General features: G+C 55.2%; 29 protein-coding genes. 10 read left to right on the top strand and 19 right to left on the bottom strand.

Going from position 1 to position 25,109, the window contains the following annotated elements:
* Positions 1 to 73: 73 nt before the first annotated feature.
* The 3 genes from CMQ96_RS08755 to yfbV all read right to left on the bottom strand — a co-directional run bounded on the left by CMQ96_RS08755 (position 74) and on the right by yfbV (position 1,781).
* Positions 74 to 733: a sugar phosphatase gene (locus CMQ96_RS08755; protein ID WP_024359268.1), complete on the bottom strand. Its 660-nt coding sequence runs from the start codon at positions 731 to 733 to the stop codon at positions 74 to 76.
* A gap of 11 nt (positions 734 to 744) precedes the next feature.
* Positions 745 to 1,239, bottom strand: a complete 495-nt coding sequence (locus tag CMQ96_RS08750) for a YfbU family protein (protein WP_004123152.1) — start codon at positions 1,237 to 1,239, stop codon at positions 745 to 747.
* 86 nt (positions 1,240 to 1,325) lie between these two features.
* On the bottom strand, positions 1,326 to 1,781 hold the full coding sequence (gene yfbV, locus CMQ96_RS08745) for a terminus macrodomain insulation protein YfbV (protein ID WP_024359269.1): 456 nt from the start codon (positions 1,779 to 1,781) through the stop codon (positions 1,326 to 1,328).
* A 336-nt stretch (positions 1,782 to 2,117) separates the two neighbouring features.
* Between yfbV and ackA the strand changes: the two genes are divergently transcribed.
* Positions 2,118 to 3,320: an acetate kinase gene (gene ackA, locus CMQ96_RS08740; protein ID WP_004123156.1), complete on the top strand. Its 1,203-nt coding sequence runs from the start codon at positions 2,118 to 2,120 to the stop codon at positions 3,318 to 3,320.
* 76 nt (positions 3,321 to 3,396) lie between these two features.
* A complete protein-coding gene (pta, locus tag CMQ96_RS08735; RefSeq protein WP_024359270.1) occupies positions 3,397 to 5,541 on the top strand; it encodes a phosphate acetyltransferase in 2,145 nt (714 codons plus the stop codon).
* Positions 5,542 to 5,587: 46 nt separating this feature from the next.
* Here the strand turns inward: pta and CMQ96_RS08730 are convergent, their stop codons facing one another.
* The 5 genes from CMQ96_RS08730 to CMQ96_RS08710 form a co-directional block, all read right to left on the bottom strand.
* Complete coding sequence (locus CMQ96_RS08730; protein ID WP_098066605.1) at positions 5,588 to 6,541, bottom strand: transketolase family protein; 954 nt, start codon at positions 6,539 to 6,541, stop codon at positions 5,588 to 5,590.
* On the bottom strand, positions 6,534 to 7,364 hold the full coding sequence (locus CMQ96_RS08725; protein WP_049131210.1) for a transketolase: 831 nt from the start codon (positions 7,362 to 7,364) through the stop codon (positions 6,534 to 6,536). The genes CMQ96_RS08730 and CMQ96_RS08725 overlap by 8 nt, the downstream gene beginning before the upstream one ends.
* A complete protein-coding gene (locus CMQ96_RS08720) occupies positions 7,361 to 8,752 on the bottom strand; it encodes a PTS ascorbate transporter subunit IIC (RefSeq protein WP_049087141.1) in 1,392 nt (463 codons plus the stop codon). The genes CMQ96_RS08725 and CMQ96_RS08720 overlap by 4 nt, the downstream gene beginning before the upstream one ends.
* Before the next feature lie 20 nt (positions 8,753 to 8,772).
* Positions 8,773 to 9,045 carry a PTS sugar transporter subunit IIB gene (locus tag CMQ96_RS08715; RefSeq protein WP_004870916.1) on the bottom strand — a complete coding sequence of 91 codons (273 nt, stop codon included), beginning with the start codon at positions 9,043 to 9,045 and terminating at the stop codon, positions 8,773 to 8,775.
* Positions 9,046 to 9,124: 79 nt separating this feature from the next.
* Entirely contained in the window at positions 9,125 to 9,568 is a 444-nt protein-coding gene (locus CMQ96_RS08710) for a PTS sugar transporter subunit IIA (protein WP_004870914.1), read from the bottom strand.
* 236 nt (positions 9,569 to 9,804) lie between these two features.
* Between CMQ96_RS08710 and CMQ96_RS08705 the strand changes: the two genes are divergently transcribed.
* Positions 9,805 to 10,824, top strand: a complete 1,020-nt coding sequence (locus tag CMQ96_RS08705) for a LacI family DNA-binding transcriptional regulator (RefSeq protein WP_004870912.1) — start codon at positions 9,805 to 9,807, stop codon at positions 10,822 to 10,824.
* 2 nt (positions 10,825 to 10,826) lie between these two features.
* Here the strand turns inward: CMQ96_RS08705 and yfcD are convergent, their stop codons facing one another.
* Genes yfcD through yfcF form a run of 3 tightly spaced genes read right to left on the bottom strand, consistent with a single transcriptional unit; the run spans position 10,827 to position 12,692 of the window.
* A complete protein-coding gene (gene yfcD / locus CMQ96_RS08700) occupies positions 10,827 to 11,381 on the bottom strand; it encodes an NUDIX hydrolase YfcD (RefSeq protein WP_004852867.1) in 555 nt (184 codons plus the stop codon).
* Positions 11,382 to 11,439: 58 nt separating this feature from the next.
* Positions 11,440 to 11,991: a phosphodiesterase gene (gene yfcE, locus CMQ96_RS08695; RefSeq protein ID WP_004870910.1), complete on the bottom strand. Its 552-nt coding sequence runs from the start codon at positions 11,989 to 11,991 to the stop codon at positions 11,440 to 11,442.
* Positions 11,992 to 12,047: 56 nt separating this feature from the next.
* The gene (gene yfcF / locus CMQ96_RS08690) at positions 12,048 to 12,692 is read right to left on the bottom strand and encodes a glutathione transferase (protein WP_098066603.1); all 645 of its coding nucleotides are present in this window, start codon (positions 12,690 to 12,692) and stop codon (positions 12,048 to 12,050) included.
* A 208-nt stretch (positions 12,693 to 12,900) separates the two neighbouring features.
* On the opposite strand from yfcF, the gene yfcG reads away from it, so the two are divergent.
* From yfcG to CMQ96_RS08660, 6 genes are all read left to right on the top strand, one after another.
* Complete coding sequence (gene yfcG / locus CMQ96_RS08685; protein WP_049087139.1) at positions 12,901 to 13,530, top strand: GSH-dependent disulfide bond oxidoreductase; 630 nt, start codon at positions 12,901 to 12,903, stop codon at positions 13,528 to 13,530.
* A 65-nt stretch (positions 13,531 to 13,595) separates the two neighbouring features.
* Positions 13,596 to 13,958 (top strand): dihydroneopterin triphosphate 2'-epimerase, encoded by a 363-nt coding sequence (folX, locus tag CMQ96_RS08680; protein WP_004104107.1) that lies wholly within the window; start codon positions 13,596 to 13,598, stop codon positions 13,956 to 13,958.
* A 23-nt stretch (positions 13,959 to 13,981) separates the two neighbouring features.
* The gene (locus CMQ96_RS08675) at positions 13,982 to 14,875 is read left to right on the top strand and encodes a TIGR01777 family oxidoreductase (RefSeq protein WP_024359275.1); all 894 of its coding nucleotides are present in this window, start codon (positions 13,982 to 13,984) and stop codon (positions 14,873 to 14,875) included.
* Positions 14,876 to 15,092: 217 nt separating this feature from the next.
* The gene (locus CMQ96_RS08670) at positions 15,093 to 15,347 is read left to right on the top strand and encodes a hypothetical protein (RefSeq protein ID WP_049088446.1); all 255 of its coding nucleotides are present in this window, start codon (positions 15,093 to 15,095) and stop codon (positions 15,345 to 15,347) included.
* A 3-nt stretch (positions 15,348 to 15,350) separates the two neighbouring features.
* Positions 15,351 to 15,917: a hypothetical protein gene (locus CMQ96_RS08665; protein WP_049088443.1), complete on the top strand. Its 567-nt coding sequence runs from the start codon at positions 15,351 to 15,353 to the stop codon at positions 15,915 to 15,917.
* 56 nt (positions 15,918 to 15,973) lie between these two features.
* The gene (locus CMQ96_RS08660) at positions 15,974 to 16,471 is read left to right on the top strand and encodes a GNAT family N-acetyltransferase (protein ID WP_176518985.1); all 498 of its coding nucleotides are present in this window, start codon (positions 15,974 to 15,976) and stop codon (positions 16,469 to 16,471) included.
* Between the two features lie 41 nt (positions 16,472 to 16,512).
* Here CMQ96_RS08660 and hisP read toward each other — a convergent pair whose 3' ends face one another.
* The 8 genes from hisP to CMQ96_RS08615 form a co-directional block, all read right to left on the bottom strand.
* Positions 16,513 to 17,286, bottom strand: a complete 774-nt coding sequence (hisP, locus tag CMQ96_RS08655) for a histidine ABC transporter ATP-binding protein HisP (protein ID WP_004870897.1) — start codon at positions 17,284 to 17,286, stop codon at positions 16,513 to 16,515.
* Between the two features lie 7 nt (positions 17,287 to 17,293).
* Complete coding sequence (gene hisM / locus CMQ96_RS08650) at positions 17,294 to 18,010, bottom strand: histidine ABC transporter permease HisM (RefSeq protein ID WP_004870894.1); 717 nt, start codon at positions 18,008 to 18,010, stop codon at positions 17,294 to 17,296.
* Positions 18,007 to 18,693: a histidine ABC transporter permease HisQ gene (locus CMQ96_RS08645; protein ID WP_004123199.1), complete on the bottom strand. Its 687-nt coding sequence runs from the start codon at positions 18,691 to 18,693 to the stop codon at positions 18,007 to 18,009. Before CMQ96_RS08645 ends, hisM begins: the two co-directional genes overlap by 4 nt.
* A gap of 66 nt (positions 18,694 to 18,759) precedes the next feature.
* A complete protein-coding gene (gene hisJ / locus CMQ96_RS08640) occupies positions 18,760 to 19,542 on the bottom strand; it encodes a histidine ABC transporter substrate-binding protein HisJ (RefSeq protein ID WP_004123203.1) in 783 nt (260 codons plus the stop codon).
* 257 nt (positions 19,543 to 19,799) lie between these two features.
* Positions 19,800 to 20,582, bottom strand: coding sequence for a lysine/arginine/ornithine ABC transporter substrate-binding protein ArgT (argT, locus tag CMQ96_RS08635; RefSeq protein WP_024359280.1), 783 nt, complete (start codon positions 20,580 to 20,582; stop codon positions 19,800 to 19,802).
* A gap of 291 nt (positions 20,583 to 20,873) precedes the next feature.
* The gene (locus tag CMQ96_RS08625; RefSeq protein WP_049088439.1) at positions 20,874 to 21,443 is read right to left on the bottom strand and encodes a UbiX family flavin prenyltransferase; all 570 of its coding nucleotides are present in this window, start codon (positions 21,441 to 21,443) and stop codon (positions 20,874 to 20,876) included.
* 41 nt (positions 21,444 to 21,484) lie between these two features.
* A complete protein-coding gene (locus CMQ96_RS08620) occupies positions 21,485 to 22,480 on the bottom strand; it encodes a LacI family DNA-binding transcriptional regulator (RefSeq protein WP_098066597.1) in 996 nt (331 codons plus the stop codon).
* 38 nt (positions 22,481 to 22,518) lie between these two features.
* Positions 22,519 to 23,430, bottom strand: a complete 912-nt coding sequence (locus CMQ96_RS08615) for an ROK family protein (RefSeq protein ID WP_098066595.1) — start codon at positions 23,428 to 23,430, stop codon at positions 22,519 to 22,521.
* A 268-nt stretch (positions 23,431 to 23,698) separates the two neighbouring features.
* On the opposite strand from CMQ96_RS08615, the gene CMQ96_RS08610 reads away from it, so the two are divergent.
* A complete protein-coding gene (locus tag CMQ96_RS08610) occupies positions 23,699 to 25,102 on the top strand; it encodes an MFS transporter (protein WP_098066593.1) in 1,404 nt (467 codons plus the stop codon).
* The last annotated feature ends 7 nt before the right edge of the window (positions 25,103 to 25,109 follow it).

Genomic DNA, 25,109 nt, shown 5'->3' with positions numbered 1-25,109 from the left:
TTATCCTTGTCAGAAGATGGAGTTGGAAGTTTGGCATAAAAAAGCCCCGCCGGCGCGGGGCTAAATCATGAGATTAATCTTTAAGGCTAACATTCACATTGCCGTCAGGCAGGCGCTCAACCAGCAGATTTTCAAGCGTTGTTAACACCAAATCAGCTTCATCAAGACGCGGCGCATCGGCGGGCACATTGACCGCGATGGTCCGACAACCGGCATTCAGCCCAGAGAGCAACCCGGCAGGGGCATCCTCCACCACGGCGCAATCTCCCGGCGCCAGCCCTAACAGCTCGGCCCCAAGCAGATAGGCATCCGGAGCGGGTTTCCCGTGCTTTACGCGCTCGGCGGTGACGAAAACCTTCGCCTCAGGCAGCCCCGCGGCGCGGTGACGGGCGTGGGCGACGGGAATCGAACCTGACGTCACGATCGCCCAAGGGATCCCCGCGTCATCAAGCGTCCTGAGCAGCGCCACCGCTCCCGGCAGCGCCGTTACGCCATCCGTATCCGCTGCTTCGACCTTTTCCAGCCAGACGAACTCGGACTGAATCTCTTCTTCGCTGCGGCCGGGAAGAAAATGACGTAATGAGGTTATCGCCTGTTTGCCATGAATAAAGTTCAACACTTCATCATGAGGGATACTGAATCGATCCGCCCATTTGCACCACGAACGCTCCACAACCGGCAACGAATCGACCAATGTCCCGTCAAGATCAAACAGGAAACCTTTACACTGCACGGGAACCTCCATCAGGCGTTGATAATTTGATTAATTTCGTTACTGCTTAAATGATACTGGCGCGGGCAGGAGTGCCAGGTGCTCAGCATGCGCTGGTATTTTTCCCACATTGGGGTCTGGGAGTTAAAGCCGTGAGTCCCGGCGTCAAAGTGGCTGTAGCGCCCTTCAACGTTAACCATAAAGCGGACATAGCCGAGGTAGCGGGCCTCGGTCGCCACGTCAAAGCCGAGGAAGGTGACCCGACGCTCGTCAATCCCGCTGGCGTCCTTCAGATTCGTCCAGGAGACATGCAGCGCGTGATACATCTCCATGATATCAATGATGGTGCGACACGTTTCTTCGGTAAGCTGGCCAAACTCGCGGTCCAGCTCGCGCATCTGCAGCCCGTATCCACGCTCAATGATGGTCTGCAGGCGGCGGTAGCGTTCAGCGTTGTCCGGATCGAGCATCGTCATCATTTTGTATTGATTCGACAGAATCAGACGCTGCGCATTGGTCATTTCCATTTTTGACTCCTGTTGCACTTTTACGGCGTGAAAAAAGAAGGCGCATGAATTATGCGCCTTCTTTTATATGCGTTTTCCCGATGCAATTACAAATCATCAAGGAAAGTTTTATCCAGTTGTTTGAAGGCGCGCTTAAGCGTGTCAGCTAAAGCCTGATAATCAGGCTTTCCGTCTACCGGCGTTAACGCCTGCCCGGCCTCCTGCAGTTTACCGCGCACTTCATAAAACCAGCTCAGTATCGACGGCGGCAGCGGCGTCACTGAACGCTTGCCCAACCACCATAAACCCTGCATCGGCAGGCTCAGCGCAAACAGCGCGGTGGCGACGGCCGGGCCCAGCTGGCCACCGAGGGCGATTTGCCAACACAGCGTGAAAATCGCCACCGGCGGCATGATACGAATCGCATAACGCGTGGCGCGAATAATGCGGTTTTCAATAAACACCGGAGCAAGGCGCTTATCCAGAGGCCAGGTCTTTGCATAATGCTGCCCGTGGCGAAACAAGCCAAAAAAACTCACAGAGCGATTCTCGGGACCGGACATGGCTTACCTCAACTTTACATATAAAACTTAAAAAATTTGTGCAAAACACCAACTGTGTATGACAACGTTCAAAAGATTTTGGCAATGGCGCACTCAATCAGGTATTCTGTGCGCACCTGAGGGGCGGTTAGACCCTTTTACCAGGTTAGTCAAATTATCGCATATTCTGCCACTGGCTGAAAATTATGCAAAATGACATAAAATCAAATGTACTTCTCTCATCGTGCCCGAAAACAGTACAAGGCATGATGTTAATCATAAATGTCAATGTCATCCTGCGCTACGCTTTGTGACACACTGACGTTTTTTTAGCCACGTATCATAAAAGGTACTTCCATGTCGAGTAAGTTAGTACTGGTTCTGAACTGCGGTAGCTCCTCTCTGAAATTCGCTATCCTTGATGCCGTCAACGGTGACGAATACCTGTCTGGTTTAGCAGAATGTTTCCATCTTCCTGAAGCCCGTATCAAATGGAAAATGGATGGCAGCAAGCAAGAAGCCGAATTAGGCGCTGGCGCTGCTCACAGTGAAGCGCTGAACTTTATCGTTAACACTATTCTGGCACAAAAACCAGAACTGTCTGCTCAGCTGACCGCAATCGGCCACCGCATCGTTCACGGTGGTGAAAAATACACCAGCTCCGTCGTTATCGATGACTCCGTTATTCAGGGAATTAAAGACTCCGCGTCTTTCGCCCCGCTGCACAACCCGGCGCACCTGATCGGTATCGCAGAAGCCCTGAAATCCTTCCCTAATCTGAAAGACAAGAACGTTGCCGTGTTCGACACCGCGTTCCATCAGACCATGCCGGAAGAATCTTACCTCTATGCCCTGCCGTACAGCCTGTACAAAGAACACGGCGTACGTCGCTACGGCGCGCACGGCACCAGCCACTTCTATGTGACTCAGGAAGCCGCGAAAGTTCTGAACAAACCGGTTGAAGAGCTGAACATCATCACCTGCCATCTGGGCAACGGTGGTTCCGTTTCCGCTATCCGCAACGGTAAATGCGTTGACACTTCCATGGGTCTGACTCCGCTGGAAGGCCTGGTGATGGGTACGCGTTCTGGCGATATCGACCCGGCAATCATTTTCCATCTGCACGATGCCCTGGGCATGAGCGTAGACGCCATCAACAAAATGCTGACTAAAGAGTCCGGCCTGCTCGGTTTGACCGAAGTGACCAGCGACTGTCGCTATGTTGAAGACAACTACCAGGAAAAAGCTGACGCTAAACGTGCAATGGACGTTTACTGCCACCGCCTGGCAAAATACATCGGCTCCTACACCGCGCTGATGGACGGTCGTCTGGACGCCGTTGTGTTCACCGGTGGTATCGGTGAAAACGCCGCGATGGTTCGCGAACTGTCTCTGGGCAAACTGGGCGTACTGGGCTTTGAAGTTGATCACGAGCGTAACCTGGCTGCCCGTTTCGGCAAGTCTGGCTTCATCAACAAAGAAGGCACTCGCCCGGCTATCGTCATTCCGACCAACGAAGAGCTGGTCATCGCGCAGGACGCCAACCGTCTGACCGCCTGATTCCACACCGCCAGCCTAGCTGGCGGTGCTGTTTTGTATCCCGCCTGATACTGGCGGTAACGAAAGAGGATATATCGTGTCCCGTACAATCATGCTGATCCCTACCGGAACCAGCGTAGGCCTGACCAGCGTCAGCCTCGGTGTCATCCGTGCTATGGAACGTAAAGGCGTTCGCCTGAGCGTCTTTAAACCTATCGCTCAACCGCGTGCCGGTGGCGATGCGCCAGACCAGACCACCACCATCATTCGCGCGAACTCCGACCTTCCGGCCGCAGAGCCGTTGAAAATGAGCCACGTTGAGTCGCTGCTCTCCAGCAACCAGAAAGACGTGCTGATGGAAGAGATCATCGCCAACTACCACGCCAACACGCAGGATGCTGAAGTGGTGCTGGTTGAAGGTCTGGTCCCGACCCGCAAACATCAGTTTGCCCAGTCTCTGAACTACGAAATCGCGAAAACGCTGAACGCTGAAATCGTCTTTGTGATGTCCCAGGGTACCGATACCCCGGAACAGCTGAAAGAGCGCATTGAGCTCACCCGCAGCAGCTTCGGCGGCGCGAAAAACACCAGCATCACCGGCGTCATCGTCAACAAGCTGAATGCGCCGGTTGACGAACAGGGCCGTACTCGCCCGGACCTGTCGGAAATCTTCGACGACTCTTCCAAAGCAAAAGTCGTGAAGATCGATCCGGCTCAGCTGCAGAACGGTAGCCCATTACCGGTTCTGGGCGCGGTGCCGTGGAGCTTCGATCTGATCGCCACCCGCGCGATTGATATGGCGCATCACCTGAACGCCACCATCATCAACGAAGGCGACATCAATACCCGCCGCGTGAAGTCCGTCACCTTCTGTGCGCGTAGCATTCCGCACATGCTGGAACACTTCCGCGCAGGTTCTCTGCTGGTCACTTCCGCGGACCGTCCTGACGTACTGGTCGCCGCCTGCCTGGCCGCGATGAACGGCGTGGAAATCGGCGCCATCCTGCTGACCGGGGCCTATGAAATGGACCCGCGCGTCAGCAAGCTGTGCGAACGCGCGTTTGCTACCGGCCTGCCGGTATTCATGGTTAACACCAACACCTGGCAGACCTCTCTGAGCCTGCAGAGCTTCAACCTGGAAGTGCCGGTTGACGATCACGAGCGCATCGAGAAAGTTCAGGAATACGTGGCTAACTATATCAACGCCGACTGGATTGAATCCCTGACCGCGACTTCCGAGCGCAGCCGTCGTCTCTCTCCGCCAGCCTTCCGCTATCAGCTCACCGAGCTGGCGCGTAAAGCAGGCAAGCGTGTTGTGCTGCCGGAAGGCAACGAACCGCGTACCGTTAAAGCCGCGGCTATCTGCGCCGAGCGCGGTATCGCGACCTGCGTACTGCTGGGTAACCCGGATGAAATCACCCGCGTTGCCGCTTCTCAGGGCGTAGAGCTGGGCGCCGGTATTGAAATCGTTGACCCGGAAGTGGTTCGCGAAAGCTACGTTGCTCGCCTGGTCGAGCTGCGTAAGAGCAAAGGCATGACCGAAGCGGTTGCCCGCGAGCAGCTGGAAGACAACGTGGTTCTCGGCACCCTGATGCTGGAACAAGACGAAGTCGACGGCCTGGTATCCGGCGCGGTTCACACCACCGCCAACACCATCCGTCCGCCGCTGCAGCTGATCAAAACTGCGCCGGGTAGCTCTCTGGTCTCTTCCGTATTCTTCATGCTGCTGCCGGAACAGGTTTACGTTTACGGCGACTGCGCGATCAACCCGGATCCGACCGCTGAACAGCTGGCTGAAATCGCTATCCAGTCCGCAGACTCCGCGATTGCCTTCGGCATCGAACCACGCGTAGCCATGCTCTCCTACTCCACCGGTACCTCTGGCGCCGGCAGCGATGTAGAGAAAGTACGCGAAGCGACGCGTCTGGCGCAGGAAAAACGTCCTGACCTGATGATCGACGGCCCGCTGCAGTACGATGCTGCGGTCATGGCTGACGTAGCGAAATCCAAAGCGCCGAACTCTCCGGTTGCCGGCCGCGCTACCGTGTTCATCTTCCCGGACCTGAACACCGGTAACACCACTTACAAAGCCGTACAGCGTTCTGCCGACCTGATCTCTATCGGGCCGATGCTGCAGGGGATGCGTAAGCCGGTGAACGACCTGTCCCGTGGCGCGCTGGTTGACGATATCGTCTATACCATCGCCCTGACCGCGATTCAGTCGTCCCAGCAGCAAGCATAATCTGCCCGCTGGATGAAAAAAGGCGACCTCACGGTCGCCTTTTTATTTACAGCAGCTCTCGCGCCGCCGAGACAATATCATGCGCCGTCAGGCCATACTCCTTCTGCAGAAAGTCCTGCGTTCCCACCTGGCCATAGCGCTCCTTCACCCCCACACGACGCATCAGAACCGGGCAGGTCTCCACCAGCACTTCCGCCACCGCCGATCCCAGCCCGTTATGAATACTGTGATTTTCACAGGTCACGATACGCCCGGTTTTTTCGGCGTAATTTTTCACCAGCATGCGGTCGATGGGCTTCAGGGTAAACATATCAATCACCGCCGCGCTGACCCCTTCCTGCTCAAGCTGACGCGCTGCCTCAAGGGCTTCCGCCACCATGATCCCGTTGGCTATCAGGGTGATGTCGTCACCTTCGCGCAGCACATTACCTTTGCCAATCGTGAACGTCGAACCCGGCGCGTAGACGCTCGGCGCCTGTTTGCGGATCGTGCGTACCCAGTAAAAACCGTCGAGATCGATAAGCTGCCGCAGGATATCCTCGAACATCACCGCATCGGTCACTTCCAGCACCACCGAATGCGCGAGGCCGCGCACAATCCCCATATCTTCAAATGACATATGGGTTCCGCCGTTATGACAGGCGGTCACCCCCGCGTCAGAGGCAATCACTTTGACGTTATTCCGCTGATAGTCCAGCGCCATAAACAGCTGGTCGAAGCAGCGGCGGCTGGCGAAAGCGGTAAAGGTATGGACAAACGGCTTGCGCCCGGTCAACGATAGCCCGGCGGCGGTGCCGATCACGTTCGCTTCCATAATGCCGCAATTGATGACGTGCTGTGGATGCTGCCGCGCAACGCCGTCCATCGCCATAGAGCTCATCAGATCCGCTTCCAGGGCGATAATCGGGCTATGGGCTTCAATCTGCTGCGCGACAAACCCGGCATAGACTTTACGCATCTCTACGGCATCTTTTTGTCCTGCAGGTGCAACTTTAATCATGTTCGGCCTCCAGCTGGCGAATCGTCTCGTTTAGCGTCTCTTTCATCTCGTCCGTCAGGCGCAAGTGATGGTTATTACTGAGATTCTCGAGATACGGCACGCCCTGGCCTTTCACGCTATCGAGAATGACTACCCGCGGGCGCGCATCGACGGGAGGAACGGGCTGCACCGCCGCCAGCAGTCCGGGGATGTCATCGCCTTTGACGGTAACGACGTCAAAACCAAAGGCGCGGAATTTATCTTCCAGATTGAAGGCGCGAATGATCTCGTCCAGCCTGCCGTCAAGCTGTAGCTTGTTCCAGTCAACAAACACGGTCAGATTATTCAGGCAATGATGGGCAATAAACTGGAACGCTTCCCAGCACTGGCCTTCATTCAGCTCGCCGTCGCCAACGATGCAGAATACCCGATTCGCCCGCCCCGCCAGCTTATGCGACAGCGCCATTCCGCCGGCGATGGAAATCCCCTGTCCCAGCGAGCCAGTAGTGGCGTCCACCCCGCGCGTTTTCAGCCGGTCCGGGTGGCTTGGCAGCCGCGTACCGTTCTGGTTTAGCGTACTCAGCTCTTCTAGCGGAAAATATCCCTTAATCGCTAACGTGCTGTATAGCGCCGGGCCGGCATGACCTTTCGACAGCACAAAGTAGTCGCGCTCGGGCCAGTCCGGATCGGCGGGGTCGATTTTCATCACCGCGCCGTACAGTACCGCCAGCGTCTCCACAACCGACATACTGCCGCCGTAGTGGCCGAAACCGAGATCCGTCAGCGATTTAAGGGTGGCGACGCGAATATCCCGCGCCAGTTGGGTCACTTCTTTCACATTCATGATTTAGCTCCGCTGTTCTCCTGCGCGCCGCCGCCCGCAGATCTCTTTTTCGCAAAAACGTTGTACACCACCAGCAGTACGAACAACGCCACCACAAGTCCGGTAATGGCAAACGGCGACAAATAGCGGGCCAGGTTACCCAGCACGATACCGACGGCGCCGAAATCCGCATCCGAGAAAGTGGTGTTGGCAAAGCCAATCGCGCCCAGCACCGGCAGCAGCAGTACCGGCAGGAAGGTGATCAGCAGGCCGTTGGCAAACGCCCCGATCATCGCCCCGCGCCGCCCACCGGTGGCGTTGCCAAATACGCCGGCGGTCGCGCCGGTAAAGAAATGCGGCACCACGCCGGGCAGAATCAGCACCCACTTGAACTGCCCGCAGAGGAACAGCCCGACCAGGCCGCCGAGGAAGCTGAACAGGAAGCCAATCAGTACCGCATTGGGCGCATAGGGATAGACCACCGGGCAGTCCAGCGCCGGACGGGCATTAGGCACCAGCTTCTCCGAAAATCCGGTAAAGGCCGGGACGATTTCCGCCAGGATCAGACGTACCCCTTGCAGGATGATGAACACCCCGGCGGCGAAGGTAATCGCCATGATGATGGCGTATACCAGGTAGTTCTGGCCGCCGCTGAAGGTGCTTTCAACATATTCACGCCCCGCGCTCACCGCCATAATCAAATAGATAATCATCATGGTCAGCGAAATGGAGATGGAGCTGTCGCGCAGGAAGCTCAGGTTTTTCGGTAGGTTCATCTCTTCGGTTGAACGCGAGCCTTTACCGCAGACGCTACCGATCCATCCCGAAAGGACATAGCCCAGGGTGCCGAAGTGGCCGAAAGCGATGTCATCCGTGCCGGTAATACGCTTCATATAGCGCTGGGCCAGCGCCGGGAAGAACGCCATCACCAGGCCGAGGATCAGGGAACCGGTAAAGACCAGCCCGATACCTTCAAAACCCGCCACGGTAAGAATCACGCCGATCATACAGGCCATATAGAAGGTGTGGTGGCCGGTGAGAAAAATGTACTTCAGGCGCGTAAACCGGGCGACCACAATATTCGCTACCATCCCGAACGCCATTATAAGCGCGGTTGAAGCACCATATTTTTCCAGCGCAATAGAAACTATCGCCTCATTATTAGGGATAATTCCCTGAATATTAAATGCGTGTTCAAACATCCCCCCCAATGGATTCAGCGAACCGACTAATACCGTCGCGCCGCCGCCGAGAACAATAAAACCCAGAATAGTTTTAATGGTTCCCTTGACGACATCGGAGAAAGATTTCTTTTGCGCTACCAGACCAATTAAGGCAATTAAACCGACCAGTACCGAAGGTACTTTGAGTATATCAACAACAAAATTCAGCGTTTCAAGGATAAACATATCCACCTCGCTATAAATAGTTATTGTCTGGCGAACCACGCGCGCAGCTGCGCTTCGAGTTCGTTAATATCGATGATGTTGGTAATCACCACCAGCTGGCTTTCCGGGACGCTGGCGCTGGCGGCAATATCTTTTGCCATCACGAATAAATCTGCCGCGCCCGGCGTTGCCGACGACAGATCGGAGTGCTCCACCTCAGCCTCGATATCGAGCTTTTTCAGCACCTTTTTAATATTCATCTCAACCATAAAACTACTGCCCAGGCCAGAACCGCAAATTGCCATAATTTTCATTGTTATCACCTTTTTTGGGTAGAGTACGTCCGCATCACGCAGGTGCGTAATGGGTTATAAGTCGGATAATAAAATTAAATCAGAAACGCGCGATGATAGTTTTTATCTCCTCCAGGTTGGTTGCCTGATGTAATTTATTCATATCTTCATCGCTGGAAAATAATTCCGCCAGCGCAGAGATTGTTTCGATATGGCTATGCTTATCCGGGGCCGCAAGCATAATGACAATATCAACCGGGTCGAACTCTTCCGAGCCAAAGGACACGCCCTGCCCCAGCTTCAGCAGCGACAGCCCTAAGCCTTTCGCTCCCTCCTCCGGTCGCGCGTGCGGCATCGCCAGACCCGGAGCCAGTACATAGTAGGGCCCCAACCTTTGATGCTGCTCCACGATGGCCTTTACGTACGCAGGTTCTATCACACCGGCCTTGAGCAGCGGTTGGGCACAGATGTCCAGCGCCTGTGGCCAGGTTTCCACGCTCTGCCGCAGCATGATGGTGGCATCCGAGAGCCATGTTTTGAGCATTTTGTCACCCCCACTTTTAGCAAAAGATGGGCAAACTTTATGCAAGCCGCCAAGAGTTATCTGCGAGAGCGATCACAAAGATAGCGCTACCAACGTTGAACATTCAGATTTGTGATAGCGCTATCAATTCGCAATCATCCCATCAAAACGCAGCAAAAAGGCCGGTTTAAGGCGTATACTCCTGACACGTGAAGTAATGGATGATAATAAAAAACGTCTGTTTAGCAGGAATGTGTATGTCTCTAACCCGAAAACGGCGTAGTACCGGAAAAGTCACGATCGCCGACGTTGCGCAACTGGCTGGCGTAGGAACAATGACCGTGTCCCGCGCCCTTCGCACGCCGGAGCAAGTTTCCGATAAGCTACGTGAAAAAATCGAAGCGGCGGTGCAGGAGCTGGGGTACATGCCTAATCTTGCCGCCAGCGCGCTGGCGTCAGCCTCCTCACGAACCATCGCCATGGTGGTGCCAAATCTTGCGGAAGCGGGCTGCTCGGCGATGTTTGCCGGGCTTCAGCAGATATTACAGCCGGCAGGATATCAAATCATGCTGGCGGAATCGCAGCACCGTCTGGAGCAGGAAGAGAAACTACTGGAAACGCTGCTGGCTTCTAATATCGCCGCCGCCATTCTACTGAGCGTTGAGCACAGCGATACCGTACGCCACTGGCTGCAGAACGCCTCGATTCCGGTGGTGGAGATGGGCGCAATGCGCGCCGATCCTATCGACATGAATATCGGCATTGATAACGTGGCGGCGATGTTCGAGCTGACGGAGATGCTTATCCACCGCGGCTATCAGAATATCGGTCTGCTGTGCGCCAATCAGGAACAGTGGATTTTTCAGCAGCATTTACAGGGATGGTATAAAGCCATGCTGCGCCATCACATGTCGCCAAACCGGGTGATTAACGCCGCGCTGCCCGCCAACTTTTCCACCGGCGCTTCACAGCTGCCGGAGTTTTTGCTGGCATGGCCGGAACTCGATGCGCTGGTCTGCGTTTCCGATGAGCTGGCATGCGGAGCGCTGTATGAATGCCAGCGTCGGCGCATCAAAGTTCCTGATGATTTAGCCGTCGTCGGCTTTGGGGATAGTGACGTAAGTCGGGTCTGCCAGCCGCCGTTAACGACGATGGCGGTACCGCATCACAAGATTGGCATCGAAGCCGGCCGTGCTCTTCTGGAGCGGCTTAGCGAGGGAAACTGGAGCGACAGAAGACCCATCGCATCCAGTTTATGCATGAGGGATAGCTGTTAAAACTACTCGGCCTCTTCCTGCTTTTCGCTTTTTGCTGACTCATTATTGGCATTGCGGGTCATCCACAGCGCCAGCGCTTTTAATGAATCCGGGGTGAACTCATCGCAGCGGGCGGTGATCTCTTCCGGCGTCAGCCAGCACACTTCGCTCACTTCTTCTTCCTGCAGGGCGAACGGCCCGTGCGAGACGCAGCTAAACAGGCCGCCCCAGACGCGGCAGTGTTTATCTTCGTAGTAAAACTGCCCGTGGTCAGCAAAAGGCACGCCGGCAATACCGAGCTCTTCTTCCGCCTCCCGGCGCGCGGACTCCAGCATTTGCTCGTCAGCCTGCACCACGCCGCCGGCGGTAGCGTCCAGCATGCCAGGCTGGAAATCTTTTGTTTCGGTACGGCGCTGTACCAGGATTTTGCCCATCCCATCATGAACAACAATGTAGGTCGCACGATGACGCAAACACTCCGCGCGCATTTGTTCGCGGCTGGACTGTGCTATCACCTCATTGTTTTCATTAACAATATCGACCCATTCTGTGCTTGCCAAATGATTCTGTTCCGCCATCAGGAAACCTTACTTTTTAAAGCGCTCTTGCGGCGCGTCTATACGGTTGAGGGGTAAATTACGGGTAAATTGCGACCTCTGCAATAACCTGATTATCATCGAGTGCTAAAACCTGCAATTGCCCCTCGTTCAGCAGACCGTAGCTGGCGGTAAATCCCCCTTTAGGGATGCTGACCGAGCCGGGGTTGAAGAGGAAAATCTCACCGCGTTTCTCGGCAACCGGAATATGAGTATGACCATAAGCCAGCACATCGCCAGCGGCGAGGGGAGGCAAATTATCGGGGCTATACAGATGTCCGTGGGTCAGAAACAGGCGGGTTCGCTCGCTCAAAACCTGCTGCCAGGGGGCGGTAATGGGGAAATGGAGCAGCATCTGATCGACTTCGCTGTCGCAGTTGCCGCGTACGGCAATCACCCGCTCCGCCACGCGATTGAGCGCCTCCGCGACCTGGGCCGGAGCATAGCCTTCGGGAAGGGCGTTACGCGGCCCGTGGTTAAGCACATCGCCGAGGATAACCAGCCACTGCGCCCCACTGCGCGCGAACAGCTCAAGCACGCGTTCAGCGGCAGGCAGAGAGCCGTGGATATCCGAGGCAAACATCAGCTTCATACAATTTATCTCCACGCATGACGATGCGTCTATGATAACGGAACCGCTGAAGCTTATCAGCCCGCGCGTTTGGCTGAGAGTGCGACGTAGCGCTGTACCGACGCCCGCTGCCACTGGAAGGCGGCGTAATCCGCCAGCGCGGCGGGGACCTCATCGCCGTTAAGGACCAGTCGATTGAGCATCAGCGCCAGGTCGGTATCGGCAATGGACCACTCGCCAAATAGATTCTGCCCGCCGTGGGACAGCAGTACGCCAGCCGTTTCAAACAGCTTAGCGGCGCTTTTTTGCCCGGCGTCGCTGAGCGGAGGCTTCTTTGCGCCGCCAAAGACCACGTCCGTTGAGCGTTCTTCACGGATCGGCATTAAATCGCTGCGCAGCCAGGCCTGTACCTGACGCGCCCGCGCGCGCTTTTGCAGGTCATGCGGATAAAGCCGCTCCCATTCCGGGGGCGCAAAGCGCTCGTCCAGATATTCGGTAATCGCGGAGGATTCGCTCAGAAAAAACTCGCCGATCTCCAGCAGCGGTACGCGTCGCGTCGCGCTGTAGCCTTTCCAGCCGCTTTGCAGATGCTCGCCGCTGTCGAGGTTGACGGTTTTTAGGGTAAAAGGCAGGCTCTTTTCCTGCAGGGCAACGTAGACGGACATCACATATGGCGAGAAAAAATCGGCGTCGGACCACAGGGTAATCGCGAGCTGGCTCATAGCATCCTCAATGGCTAATGTAATGGGGCGATACGCCAACATATCCTGTCTTTCAGAGGATGTCACTGACCGCTAGCCTCAGGATCTTACATACTTCTCTGAGGTGTACGCTATCGGCGAAAGTCATCCAGAATGAGGCAAACCTGCCGGATGATGCCAGTTCACCTATACTCGAAAAGTTTGCGACCTGTGACGGCGAGGGACTCTCATGATCGATCTTTACTACGCACCCACCCCTAATGGCCACAAAATCACGCTCTTCCTTGAAGAAGCGCAGCTGCCTTACCGCCTGATCCGGGTGGATATCAGTAAGGGGGAGCAGTTTCAACCGTCGTTTCTGGCGATTTCACCGAACAACAAGATCCCGGCGATCGTTGACGATGCTCCCGCCGACGGCGGCGCCCCGTTAAGCCTGTTTGAGTCCGGCGAGATCCTGCTTTATCTGGCTGAAAAAACCGGCAAATTACTGAGCGGCGAACTCCGCGAACGCCACGTTACGCTACAGTGGTTATTCTGGCAGGTCGGTGGGTTAGGGCCGATGCTCGGGCAAAATCATCATTTCAACCACTTTGCTCCGCAGGCGGTGCCCTACGCCATTGAACGGTATCAGGTGGAAACGCAGCGTCTGTATGGCGTGCTCAATCGGCGCCTTGGCGAGAGCCCCTGGCTTGGCGGCAATCACTACAGCATCGCCGATATCGCCTGCTGGCCGTGGGTGAATGCCCATCAGCGCCAGCGTATCGACCTCGCCAGTTTTCCGGCGGTGCATAACTGGTTCGAGCGCATTCGCCAGCGCCCGGCCACCGTTGAAGCGCTGCTGAAAACAGAAGCCCATTAACCCCCTGCTCGCCCGGGAAGCTTTGATGTATGATGGCGGAAATTACTACACGGAGGAAGCCTGCAATGTCTCAACCAGACGCCATTATTCGAATTAAGAACCTGCGCCTGCGTACTTTTATCGGAATTAAAGAGGAAGAGATCGCCAACCGCCAGGACGTGGTGGTTAACGTCGCTATCCATTATCCGGCGGAGAAATCACGCAACAGCGAAGACATTAACGATGCGCTGAACTACCGCACCATCACCAAGCGCATTATTAGCCATATTGAGAATAACCGCTTCTCTCTGCTGGAAAAATTAACTCAGGATGTGCTCGATATCGCACGCGAACATCACTGGGTCACTTATGCTGAAGTAGAGATCGATAAACTGCATGCGCTGCGCTACGCCGATTCGGTATCCATGACGATGAGCTGGCGGCGTTAGGCGCATCATCTTAGGGAGGCGCTATGAACGTTCTGCTTACTGGCGGTACCGGCCTGATAGGCCGACATCTGATCCCCCGGCTACTGGAGCTGGGGCATCACGTAACGGTTTCAACGCGCAGCCCGGAAAAGGCCAAAAGCCGCCTCGACCCACGCGTCACCCTGTGGCGCGATTTCGAGCATCAGGCGAACCTCAACGGCATTGATGCCGTCATTAATCTGGCAGGCGAGCCGATCGCCGATAAACGCTGGACGGCGGAGCAGAAACAGCGTCTCTGCCACAGCCGCTGGGATATCACGCAAAAGCTGGTCAAGCTGTGCAACGCCAGCGATACGCCACCCACGGTGCTGATAAGCGGTTCCGCCACCGGTTACTATGGCGACCTCGGTGAAGTCGTGGTTACCGAAGAAGAGCCGCCGCACAACGAGTTTACCCATAAGCTTTGCGCCCGCTGGGAGCAAATCGCCTGTGAAGCACAGAGCGATCGCACCCGCGTCTGCCTGCTGCGTACCGGCGTGGTGCTGGCGCCGCGCGGCGGCATTCTGGCCAAAATGACGCCGGCTTTTAAACTTGGCCTCGGCGGCCCTATCGGTAGCGGAAGGCAATATCTGGCGTGGATCCACATCGACGACATGGTCAACGGTATCCTCTGGCTGCTGGATAACGACCTGCGGGGGCCGTTTAATATGGTTTCCCCTTACCCGGTGCGTAACGAGCAGTTCGCCCACGCGCTGGGCCATGCGTTGAATCGGCCCGCCATTTTCCGCGTCCCGGCGGCGGCGATTCGCCTGCTGATGGGAGAATCTTCCGTTCTGGTACTCGGCGGCCAGCGCGCGCTGCCAAAACGCCTGGAAGCCGCCGGATTTGGCTTTCGTTGGTACGATCTGGAAGAGGCCCTTGCCGATGTCCTGAAATAGTTCAGGGGCCTTCAGGGAGGTCTCGGCGATCTCCCTGCTCTGTTATTTGTGGAACCCTCCTCGCAACGCGCAAAAACCACCGCGTCTGTCGCGTCTTAACTGTGAATCTCATTCCAGCGATCTCCCCTTCACTCTGTCATAACCCCTGCGTGTGATTTAACCTTACCCGATCGTTGACATCCGTCAACATTATATTCAGTATTAGCAGGACACATTGATGAAGGAACATCCGGATAAACATATCAGAGCCGCTATTGACTACGCGCTGGCGCGCGGCTGGATTTTTCTCCCTGGCGGCAAAAGCGCGCACTGTTTTGGGCGACTGATGTGCGGAACAGCCCACCATCGGGAACACATGATGAGCATCTGGTCAACGCCGGCGGCGCCCATTCACCATGCCAGGCAAATCATCCGCATGGTCGATCGCTGTCTGGTACCCGTATCGGGTCAGATTAACCACAAGAAGGATTAAACCATGGCGCTGTATAACTTTACGCTCACCCTCTCCGGCGTCACCGCGCATACCGTAGGACTAGAGGATGCGCTGCATGCGGCAGGCTGCGCTGATGCCCTGGTCTGCTTTTACGGAACGGCGGTCTATCTGGAGTTCGACCGCGAATGCGATTCTCTCGAACAGGCCATTTTGTCAGCGATTGCCAATATCGAATCCGCCCCGGCCCTGAATGCGCGGGTCGAATCCGTCGATTCCGCGCTGGTTGGATTAAGCGATATTGCTGAACTCACCGGCCTGACGCGACAGGCCATCGCCTTATTGAAAGATGGCGCACGAGGCTCGGGCCAGTTTCCAGGGCCGGTACAGCGGGTGAAAGGCAATTCGCCGCTGTGGCGCTGGAAAACCGTCGTCGGCTGGCTGGTGATGGAGGGACGGCTTGCCGGGGATTCACCGCTGGTCGCCCACGCCGAGGTGCTGGACAACCTCAACCTGGCGCTGCAGTTGAGGGCGACGCAAGAGAGCAACACCGTGCTGCGCTATCTCGGCGGGCTCGAAAATCAGCGCCGGGCTTCACCGAGGGTCGGTTAGACTCAGCGCTTTATGATGTTAAGGTGGTGGAATAATCCACCTCTATGGACTGCATGATGATAATACTCACTACGCCGCGCCTGCGCCTCTCGCCGTTTCACGCATCCGACTGGCCATTTTTCCTGCGCTTACGGCGAGACCCGGAAGTGATGCGCTATATGGGCGAGGTTCTTGAAGAGCCAGCGCTGCGGACGCTGTTTGAATCCCGCTGCGCTGACCCTGGCGTATTCGTACTGCGCGACGCCAGCGGCGCGGCGGTTGGCGATATCGGCCTGCGCATCAGCGGTAAAAATCCGCACGAAGCGGATATCGGATACGCTCTCCTGCCCGATGCTCAGGGAAAGGGATACGCCAGCGAAGCGTTAAAAGCAATTTGCGACTACGGCTTTAACCAGCTCGGCGTTCACGCGATAAATGCCTGGGTGCTGAGCAATAACGCTGGCTCTTCCCGCCTGCTGGAAAAACACGGTTTTATCCGCATTCAGGTGCTCGAAAAAGCGTATCATTTGAACGGAATGGACTACGATGACTGGGTGTATCGGCTGGAGCGCTAGCCGTCCCGGCGGAGGGGATTCCGCCGGGGGCATAGGCAGTATTACTTTAACGAGCCCTTCAGGAACTGCTGCAGGCGCTGGCTTTTCGGATTGCCGAAAACATCGTCAGGGTGCCCTTCTTCTTCAATCTTGCCCTGATGCAGGAAAATCACGTGCGAAGAGACATGGCGCGCAAAGCCCATTTCATGCGTTACCACGACCATGGTTTTCCCCTCTTCCGCCAGCTGCTGCATAATACGCAGCACTTCGCCCACCAGTTCAGGGTCAAGCGCCGACGTCGGTTCATCAAACAGCAGTACGTCGGGCTCCATCGCCAGCGCGCGGGCAATGGAAACACGCTGCTGCTGGCCGCCGGAGAGGTGCACCGGATATTTAATCTGCTGGCGTTCGTCAATACCGACTTTTGCCAGATATTTGACCGCCCGATCGCGAGCTTCCTGTTTGCTCAGGCCTAATACCTGAATCGGCGCTTCCATCACGTTTTCCAGCACCGTCATATGGCTCCACAGGTTGAAGTGCTGGAACACCATCGTCAGGCGGGTACGCAGAAGGCGCAGCTGGTTCTTATCAGACACCTTTAACTGACCGTCTTTATCGCGAACCAGGCCAATGTTTTGCCCGTTAACGACGATCGTCCCTTCGCTGGGCTTTTCAAGAAAGTTAATGCAGCGCAAAAAGGTACTTTTACCGGAACCGGATGAGCCAATAATACTGATCACGTCTCCGGCTTTCGCCCGCAGTGAGACGCCTTTCAGTACCTCATGCTCGCCGTAACGTTTATGCAGATCGATTACATTTAATTTATTGTCGGACATGGCGTTCTCAGTGCGTCGAAGAAGGTTTGATGTGCTGGAGCCAGCGCTTTTCCGCCCTGCGGAACAGGCTAATCAGCACATACGAGATAATTAAATACAGTACTGCGGCAATACCAAAGGCGGTAAACGGCTGGTAGGTTGCCGAGTTAATATCGCGGGCAATTTTCAGCAGATCCGGCACCGTGGCGGTAAAAGCCAGCGCGGTGGAATGCAGCATCAGAATCACTTCGTTGCTGTACGCAGGCAGAGCGATACGCAGCGCGGAAGGCAGGATAATGCAGCGATACATTTTAACCGAGGAAAAACCGTACGCCCGGGCAGCCTCTATCTCGCCTGCCGGCACTGAACGAATCGCCCCGGCGAAAATCTCCGTGGTATAGGCGCAGGTGTTCAGCGTCAGCGCCAGCACCGTACAGTTCAGCCCGCTGCGAAAGAAGGCGTTCAGCAGTTCAGTGCCTTTGACGATTTCCAGCGTATACATCCCGGAATAGAACACCAGCAGCTGAACGTACAGCGGCGTGCCGCGAAAGATATAGGTGAAGAGCCAGATGGGGAACTGGATAAATTTGTTGCTCGACACTCGGCCTATCGCGAGGAAAACCGCCAGGATGCCGCCCATCACCACGGAAGAGATCAGCAGCCAGAGCGTAATCGCGACGCCGGTAAAGCGGTAGCCGTCGGTCCACAGCAGGGATTTCCAGTACTCCTGAATAATGTCAATCACAGGTCAGCCCTCTTCACGCCCACCGAGTAACGGCGTTCGAGCATCAGCAGCACACCATTGGAAACCGTTGTAAATACGAGATAAATCAGGCCGCAGACGATGGCGAAGTAGAACGGCTCCCAGGTGCTTTTACCCGCCAGCTGGGTTGCCTTGACCACATCCTCCAGCCCCAGCAGCGAGACCAGCGCGGTCGCTTTGAGGATCACCTGCCAGTTGTTGCCTATTCCAGGCAGCGCATAGCGCATCATTGCCGGGAACAGAATGCGACGAAAGGTTTGCCCGCCGCTAAAGCCGAAAGCCGTCGCCGCTTCAATATGCCCCGTCGGCACCGCCAGGAAGGCGCCGCGAAAAGTTTCGGTGAAGTAGGCGCCGTAAATAAAGCCCAGCGTGATGATACCCGCCACCATTGGGTCAATATCAAACTGCGCCAGGCCAAGCGCATCGGTCACGCTGTTAAGCGCGATCTGCAGCCCGTAGAAAATCAGCAGCATCAGCACCAGATCGGGGACACCACGGATTAAAGTGGTATAGCCTTCAAAAATCAGCGCTAATGGACGATTGTTAGAAAGTTTCGCCCCAGCGCCCGCCAGGCCGATAAGCACCGCCAGAACGACCGAGCTTAACGCCAGCTCAAGGGTGACCAGCGCGCCCTGAAATATAACCTGTGAAAACCCGTACAGCATGCTGTCTGCCCTGTCTGTCATCAACCATCGCGCGTGAAATCACGCGCGATGGGGTACGCGGGATGATTAGTCGCCGTACACGTTAAAATCGAAATATTTCTTCGCCAGCTTGTCGTAGGTGCCGTCCTGGCGCATCTCGGCAAAGGCTTTATTCAATGCTTCACGCAGTTCGTTGTCCTCTTTACGCAGCCCCATACCGGTGCCGACGCCGAACAGCTTCTCGTCTTTAATCGACGGGCCGCCAAACTGATAATCCTTGCCGATAGGCTGTTTGAGGAAGCCTTCGCTGGCGGCGACTTCATCCTGGAACGCAGCATCGATACGTCCAGCGGTCAGGTCAGAATAAATATTGTCCTGCCCCTGGTAGGAAACGATTTCAATACCCTTCGGCGCCCAGTGCTCGTTGCCGTAGGTTTCCTGAGTGGTACCCTGCAGAACGCCAACGCGTTTACCTTTCAGCTTCGCGAGGTCTGGCGTAATATCGCTGCCTTTTTTCACGACCAGGCGCGAATCCGCCGCGTAAAGCTTGTCGGTGAAGGCAATTTCCTGCTGACGTTTTTCGGTGATTGAAAGCGAAGACATAATGGCATCGATTTTCTTCGCTTTTAAAGACGGGATCAGCGCGTCCAGCGGGTTCTCAATGAAGGTACATTGCGTATTGATGCGCTTACAGAGCTCTTTTGCCAGATCGATGTCAAAACCAACCAATTCACCCTGTGCATTCTTGGATTCGAACGGGGCATAAGTAGGATCGGTGCCGATGCGGACTTTTTGCGGAATGGCTGCGAATACAGTGGAAACGCTGGAAAGGGCCAGCGCTAAAGAGAGAGACAACGCCAGTTTTTTCATAACTATCCTCAACAGACTGTCATTCTAACGGATTTATTAGAAGTACTTACGGCAGTTATCGTGCCATTATTCGCCCCGGTAAGGCAAAACATTCCGCGCCGGGAAGCAAATTTTTTCGCATCAGAAACGCTTAACTATGCACTTATTAACATCCCGTGCGGAATTCTTTGCACCAAAGCGATCCGCAAAAAGTGCAGTTGCACCAATAATGGGCAGAAATAGATACGCGTGGCCCGGAGTCCGGGCCAGCGGGCGTCTTACTCACCGTAAACGTTGAAGTCGAAGTACTTCTTCGCCATTTTGTCGTAGGTACCGTCTTTACGCATGTCAGCCAGCGCTTTATCAAACGCGGCCTTCAGCTCGCTATCGTCCTTACGCAGGCCGATGCCGGTACCATCACCGAAGAATTTTTTGTCTTTAACGGAAGGACCGGCAAACGCGAAATCTTTACCGGCGGGTTGCTTGAGGAAACCTTCGCTCGCGGCCACTTCATCCTGCAATGCGGCGTCAAGGCGGCCAGCGGAGAGGTCTGAGTAAATCAAATCCTGGTTCTGATAAGCCACGACATCGACGCCGTGGCTGCGCCAGCGTTCATTACCATAGGCCTCCTGGGTAGAGCCCTGAAGCACGCCGACATGCTTGCCTTTCAGCGATTCCAGCGTTGGCTGAATCGGCGAGCCTTTGGCGGCAATCAGGCGCGAGTCGGCGGCGTAGAGCTTGTCAGAGAAGGCGATTTCCTGCTGGCGTTTTTCCGTAATCGACAACGAAGAGATGATAGCGTCGATTTTCTTGGCCTTCAGCGACGGGATCAGGGAGTCGAAATCGCTGCCAACCCAGGTACATTTTACTTTGATACGCGAACAGAGCTCATTGCCCAAATCAATGTCAAAACCCACGAAATCCCCTTTCGCATCCTTAGAAGAGAAAGGCGCGTAGGTGGCATCGGTGCCAATGCGAATACTCTGCGGCAGCGCGGCGAACGCGCTGGAGGCGCTGCAAATGCCCATCATTAAAGAGAGAGCCAGGACCGTCTTCTTCATAGGTTACCCTTAAGTGTCGTGATGTTGTTATGCGATGCGTTATTTTGTTATTTATGCTGCCGACAAAATCTTGCACGTTTTATGCCATTTTCTCAGTGCGTGCTGGAAATGGCGTTAAATTTGTTAAATAAAGGTTGCAAGTTTGTCTTAAAAGGGAAGATACCAGCAATAACGGATAAACCGCAGTGTCACAGCGCAAAAAAACAAATTAAATGTTTAGGATTTGATCGAGGCGACAAAATTGCACTGCGGCAATGCAGATGTGAATAAAGCGCACTATCTTAGTGCGCTTTACGCTCCCTGCCAGCGGGTAAAGAGGTCTTCAGGAAGAGAAATATCAAACTGATCGATAACGCGGTTGACCGTTTGGTTTATCACGTCATCAAGGGTCTTTGGCCGATGATAAAACGCGGGAACCGGCGGCATAATCACCGCGCCCATTTCCGCCGCCTGGACCAGCAGACGCAGGTGGCCAAGGTGGAACGGCGTTTCCCTTACGCACAGCACCAGCGGGCGACGCTCTTTGAGCACCACGTCTGCCGCCCTGGTCAATAGCCCATCGGTATAGCTATGAACAATGCCGGAAAGGGTCTTCATAGAACACGGCAAAATGACCATTCCCGCGGTTTTAAAAGAGCCGGAAGAGATGCTGGCGGCGATATCGCGGGCATCGTGCACCACATCGGCTAACGCCTGCACCTCCCGCAGGGAGAAATCCGTCTCCAGCGCCAGCGTCTGCCGCGCCGCCTGGCTTAAAATAAGATGGGTTTCGACATCAGGCACCTCGCGCAAAACCTGGAGCAAACGCACGCCGTAGATTGCGCCGCTGGCGCCAGATATACCGATAATGAGTCGCTTCACGATGATTGCCCCTTTCACACGATGGCGCAGACTTTGCCGGATTATGCCTGCGGACGCAACCGCAATGAACTCTCACGAACCACTAACCGCACCGGCAACAACAGGTTTCTGTCACCCTCATCGCTGAGTAAAAGACGGAACGCATCGCGGCCAAGCTCACGCTTATCAATGGCCACCGTGGTTAACGGCGGCCAGGCCCAGGCAGCAGCTTCAATATCATCGAAACCGACGATCGCAATCTCATCCGGCACCTTGATGCCCTTCCGCGCGCAGACTCGCATCGCCACCAGCGCCGCCATATCGTTATAAGCAAAGATAGCATCCGGCGGCTGCGGTAGCGCCAGCAGTTTCTCCATGCCCTCCACCAACGGCTGTTCTATCTCCTTAACCGGCGGGATCTCGACTCTATAATCCTCGCCCAGAGAAATGCCGGCATCAAACAGCGCCTGCTGATAGCCTTCAGTACGCTGGCGAATACTGTAATGGCGCAGGGAATGGCCAAGTAACGCAATGCGCTTTCTTCCCTGTTCTAGCAGGTGGCGGGTGGCGATAAATCCGCCGTGATAGTTGTCAGGATTGGCGCAGGGAAAATCCGCCGCCCACAAATCAACCAGGGCAACGGGGAGCGCCGTTTTTTTCAATTCCGTCAGTATCTCTGCTTCAAGATAACCCGCGCAGATCAGCGCATCAGGCTGATGGAGATTAATCAACTCGCCAACTGAATCTCCCGGACCAATGGGCTGGAAGCTCATGGCAATTTCATTTTCTCTACAAGCGTCAGCAACGCCAAGCATGACGGTCGAATAGAACGGCAGAGCGCTGGCAATATTGTGTTCCCTGTGCATTAAAAACAGCAGCCGCTTGATGCGACCGTTGCGCAAGCGGCTAAAATCATAGCCTTCGGCTTCCGCTATCGACAGGATCCGCTGGCGGGTCTCCTCGCTAAGCCCCGGCTGCCCTTTTAGCGCTCTTGATACTGCGGCAATCGACACGCCGCAGGCCGCCGCAATATCTTTAATTCTGGTCTTTTTTACCATTCCGTTCGTTTTCACCTGTTTTACGGGGTTTACGCTGATTATCCCTGCAGCGCCTGCTCTCCAGCCCATGCTGCGCCGCGTACGCCGCTGCTGTCGCCATGCTTTGCCGGCAGAACCGGCGTCACGCAGCGTCCTCCGAAGACGTACTTTGCCATCTCAGCCGACAAATCGCTATACAGCTCATCGACGCCCGACAGCCCCCCACCTATCACTATCACATCCGGATCGAGCGTATTCACGACGTTTGCGAAGGCGCGCGCCAGCTGATTACGGAATTGCCGCCACAGCGCCAGCGCTTGAGGGTGTCCTTCACGCATCTTCAACACCAGTTCTTCAGCGGTTCCGCGTCCTTCATTATGTAAGCGAAACTGTCGGGCCAGCCCGCTGCCAGAGATAAACGATTCTACGCAGTTATGCTGACCGCAATAGCACAAGTGCGCAGGCCCATCGTGTTCTGGAGAATAGTGCGGCAAAGGATTATGCCCCCATTCACCGCTGCAGGCATTCGGCCCGGTCAGCAAACGCTGATGCACCACCACACCGCCGCCGCATCCGGTACCAAGTATCGCCCCAAACACCACTTCATGACCGGCGCCGCAGCCATCTATCGCTTCCGACAGCGCGAAACAGTTAGCATCGTTTGCGACAGCCACCGGCTGGGAAAAATAGTCGCTCAGGATATCATGCAGCGGATGCCCATTGACCACCTGAATATTTGAATTTTTTACTAAACATGTAGCGGTGTCAATCGCGCCGGGCAAACCGAATCCCAGGCTTAGCTTTTCGCCTGCCCAATCCTGCGCGGCCTGGACTTCCCCAATGATACCCTGTAAGAACTGCTCAATACTGGCTTTCGGTGTCGCAATGCGCTGCTGCCGGACCAGTTTTCCCTTGTCATCCAGCACGACAGTCTCAACTTTGGTCCCACCGATATCCATTCCTAGATGCATTTAATTCGACCTTTTCTCGTAAAAATGATGCTCAGCTTAGCGAATAACGCAAAAAATCCCGGCATCCCTCACGGATAAATGTGATCAAGATCAGCATTAAAAATAATTTATAGTAAAAATCAAGATCAAAATCACAAGCGAGAAAGTCAAAAATGTACGAAAAGAGAAGATTAGATCTATGCTCGGAAGCGTATTAAGTTTACTAAAAAAAAACAGATCGTAATGACCTGTGTACCCTCACACTCTGCTAAGCAAATAAGGATTGGTTATGGCTACAGTCGATAATCTGGACACGAATGTGCAGATGGTTGATGCGGGCGAAACGCTCTCCACCCGCGAAAAAATAGGCTATGGGCTGGGAGATGCCGGTGGACACTGCATCTCTGACTTAATCAGCGGCTTCCTGCTTTTTTTCTACACCGATGTGTTCGGCCTCAGCCCGGCCATCGTCGGGGCAATGTTCTTTACCCTGAGAATTTTTGATGCGGTATCAGACCCGGTTATGGGCGTTATTGCTGACAGAACCCGCAGCCGCTGGGGCCGCTTTCGCCCGTGGCAGCTCTGGACTGCCGTGCCGCTTGCGGTTATCGGCATCCTGACGTTTACCGTGCCAGACATGAGCCCAAACATGAAAATTGCCTGGGCGTTCGGGACCTATTTTTTGCTCTCTATTGGCTATACCGCCAATAACGTCCCCTACTGCGCCCTGATAAACGCCATGACCAACCGTCACGATCAGGTAATGTCCTGCCAGTCCTGGCGCTTTGTCTTAAGCGGTATCGCCGGCTTCCTGGTCTCCGTCGGGCTGCCATGGATGGTCGAGCTTTTTGGCCAGGGGAATCTGGCTAAAGGCTACCAGTACGGCGTGGCCGTGCTGTGCGCCGTTGGTATGATCATGTTTTTACTTTGCTTTTTCTGGGTCAAAGAGCGGGTTCCGCTGTCGCTGGCCGGGAAATTCACGCTGCGCCAGCATCTGCAAGGTCTGCGTAAGAACGACCAATTACTGCTGATGCTGGTGATGTCCTTCCTGCTGGTGAATATTCTGTGCATTCGCGGCGGCGGCTACATGTACTTTATCTCCTACGCGCTGCAGGGCAGCGCCGGCTTTATGTCGCTGTTTTTTGCCATCGTCACCGTGGCCGCAATTATTGGCGCGGTGATCGTCAACCCGCTTTCCCGGCGCGTCGACATGGTTACGCTGTACTTCCGCACCAACCTGGTGCTGGTTATTTTCGGCCTGGCGATGTGGTTCCTGCCGACCGGCCCGCAGCATCAGACGCTATGGCTGGTCTGTATCCTGATCAACAACATTGTGCTTGGTTTCACCCTGCCGCTGCACTTCTCGATTATGGCCTTCGCCGATGATTACGGTGAATGGAAGAATGGCGTGCGTTCCTCCGGTATGAACTTCGCCTTTAACCTCTTTTTTATCAAGCTCTCCTGGGCCTCATCCGGCGGCATTATCAGCCTGTTGCTGATCCTGGTCGCGTACCGTCCAGGCCTGGAAAATCAAACTGCCGTATCTGTTCAGGGCATCACCCTGCTGCAAAGCGTAATACCGGCAATTTTCCATCTGGTGCTGGCTCTGTGCCTGCTGAAGTGCCGACTGAACGGCCCAATGATGAAACGTATCTCCACCGATCTTAACCAAAGACATAGCCAAATTTCCTGAGGTAAAC

The organism is Klebsiella sp. MBT K-1 (assembly GCF_002556465.1).
In the GTDB taxonomy this organism is placed as follows: Bacteria; Pseudomonadota; Gammaproteobacteria; order Enterobacterales; family Enterobacteriaceae; genus Klebsiella; species Klebsiella grimontii.
The sequence above is the reverse complement of the archived record's forward strand: the minus strand, read 5'-3'. Positions and strand labels throughout refer to the sequence as shown.